Here is a 2,338-nt window from a genome sequence, read left to right as displayed (position 1 = left end):
AAATGATAAAGGCCAACAGACCGGTCAACCAGAAGACTGTTCGTAGGGTAAATCCTTTGTTTACCAGCCATGAGCGAAGCGCCTTAAAGGCATTACGTTCTTCTAATGCGTTGATATAGGTCATGGCAGCCAGCAGAAACAGGAACAATTCAGCATATTCGGTCAGGTTGTGCATGATGGCTGCATGGGCATGATCCGGTCTGCCCATGGCCTGATAGGTTAAGGCCACCAGTATCCAAATAACACCGGCTGCCACAATCACCGGCTTGCTTTTACGCAGATGCAGTTTTTCTTCCATAATAACAAGTGCATAGGCTGATACAAACAGCACTACAGACAAGATTCCCAGACCGGTTCGGGTCAGGTCCTGAATATCTCCGCCACCACCGCTGGCAAGTACCTGAATGGGGAGCAGGAGTATTGCAAGAACGGGAACAAGCAATCGGTACAGCATATTTCCCTCCGTGATGACAGTAGTAATTGATTACAAGGTTGGTGTCGTGTTTTTCTTCTTGCCCCAGACAATCGGGTGTGCCTGGCGTTTGATGATAAAATCAACGATCAGCTTCATCCAGATGGTTGTGCCGGCGTAGGCGTTCCAACCATCAAAGGAATCAAACGGGCCGATCAGAATGCCGGTGGGGATATACAGGGCAACCCCGATAATAATCCAGACTGCAGCAGTCCCGGCCAGAATGTTGACAACACCGGTGATGGTTGCAAATTTTTCAGGATTGGCCGGCGGCAGCCCGCTTTTAAGGGCAACCTCGCTGTAATCCTTGTTGACAAAAATCTTCCAGGCACGACGAAACCAGTAGTAGGCCATGGGAAAAAGAGCCAGGTACAGGATCCAGATCAAAGCGGTTGTCAAATCAATACGCATTGCATCACTCTCCAGAGGTAAGATGGTTTTTTGTATACGACCTTGCGGGGTCAGGCAACAACTTTGTGCATACAAGCCCCGCCGGTAACCGGCGGGGCTTGTGGTTACAGCGACTGAACAATCAGTCTATCCTGCATGCTTCTAGTGAGCGCCTTCAACAGCCTTGGCAGCGCCACGGGGGGTACGTACATCTTCAACCAGGTGCTGGATATGCTCCGGGCAGGCCGGGGTTACTTTGCTGACAATGTATGCAACCAGGAAGTTGGTCAGTGCGCCAATGGTACCAAAGGCCTCCGGCGAGATCCCGAAGAATGGGTTTGGTTTGCCGCCGATCAGGCCCAGGAACTCGGTTCCCTTGATAAAGAACAAACCTTTGTGGGCAAATACGTAGAACAGGGTGATGAACAGACCAGCCAGCATACCGGCAATGGCACCTTCCTTGTTCATCTTCTTGTTAAAGATACCCATCATTAGTACCGGGAAGATGGTGCTGGCGGCAATACCAAAGGCCAGGGCCACGGTACCGGCAGCAAAGCCCGGAGGGTTAAGACCCAGCCAGCCAGCCACGATAATAGCGAAGATCATGGCGATCTTGCCAGACATCAGCTCGCCCTTCTCGGAGAGGTCAGGCATCAGGATGTTTTTCATCAGGTCGTGTGAGAACGCGGCCGAGATGGCCAGCAACAGACCGGCTGCGGTAGAGAGTGCTGCTGCAATACCACCGGCAGCCACCAGGGCGATAACCCAGTTGGGCAGCAGGGCTATTTCAGGGTTTGCCAGCACGATAATATCGGCGTTTACGGTCAGCTCGTTGCCTTTCCAACCAGCAGCGGCTGCCTTTGCTTTAAAGGCTTCGTTCTTGGACTTGTCGTTGTAGTACTGAATCCGGCCATCGCCGTTCAGATCTTTAAACTTCAACAGGCCGGTTTTTTCCCAACGGCCTACCCAGGCAGGCTTGTCAGCATAGGCCAGGGAACCTTCAGGTGCAAAGATGTCAGCACCGGTTTTAACAGCCGGGGTCATGGTGGCATGCAGGTTGTAGCGTGCCATACCAGCCACAGCCGGGGCCGTGGTGTACAGAAGGGCGATGAAGACCAGTGCCCAGCCAGCTGAAGAACGGGCTGAGGCAACCGTAGGTACGGTGAAAAAGCGGATAATAACGTGGGGCAGACCAGCAGTACCGATCATCAGGGAGATGGTGTAGACAAACATGTTCAGTTTACTACCCGGCATGGATGTGGTGTATTCGGCAAAACCGAGGTCTTTCACCACTTGGTTCAGCTTGGTAAGCAGTGCGGTGTTGGTACCCACCAGATCAGAACCGAGGCCCAGCTGGGGGATCGGGTTGCCGGTCAGCTGGAAGGCAATGAATACGGCCGGTACGGTGTAAGCCAGGATCAGTACGCAGTACTGGGCAACCTGGGTGTAGGTGATGCCCTTCATGCCGCCGAACAT

The 2,338-nt window shown here is 53.0% G+C and carries 3 protein-coding genes; all 3 read right to left on the bottom strand.

All coding sequences use genetic code 11. The features are described 5' to 3' along the window. On the bottom strand, positions 1 to 454 hold a 454-nt coding region (gene nhaD / locus OEL57_RS16195), incomplete at its 3' end, for a sodium:proton antiporter NhaD (RefSeq protein WP_300741910.1). Positions 455 to 484: 30 nt separating this feature from the next. Beyond that, complete coding sequence (locus OEL57_RS16190) at positions 485 to 883, bottom strand: hypothetical protein (RefSeq protein WP_300741909.1); 399 nt, start codon at positions 881 to 883, stop codon at positions 485 to 487. A gap of 141 nt (positions 884 to 1,024) precedes the next feature. Then, on the bottom strand, positions 1,025 to 2,338 hold a 1,314-nt coding region (locus OEL57_RS16185; RefSeq protein ID WP_300741908.1), incomplete at its 5' end, for a VC_2705 family sodium/solute symporter.

It is taken from the genome of Trichlorobacter sp. (genome assembly GCF_030247655.1).
Lineage (GTDB): Bacteria > Desulfobacterota > Desulfuromonadia > Geobacterales > Pseudopelobacteraceae > Trichlorobacter.
This window is presented reverse-complemented; position numbering and strand designations above follow the sequence as displayed.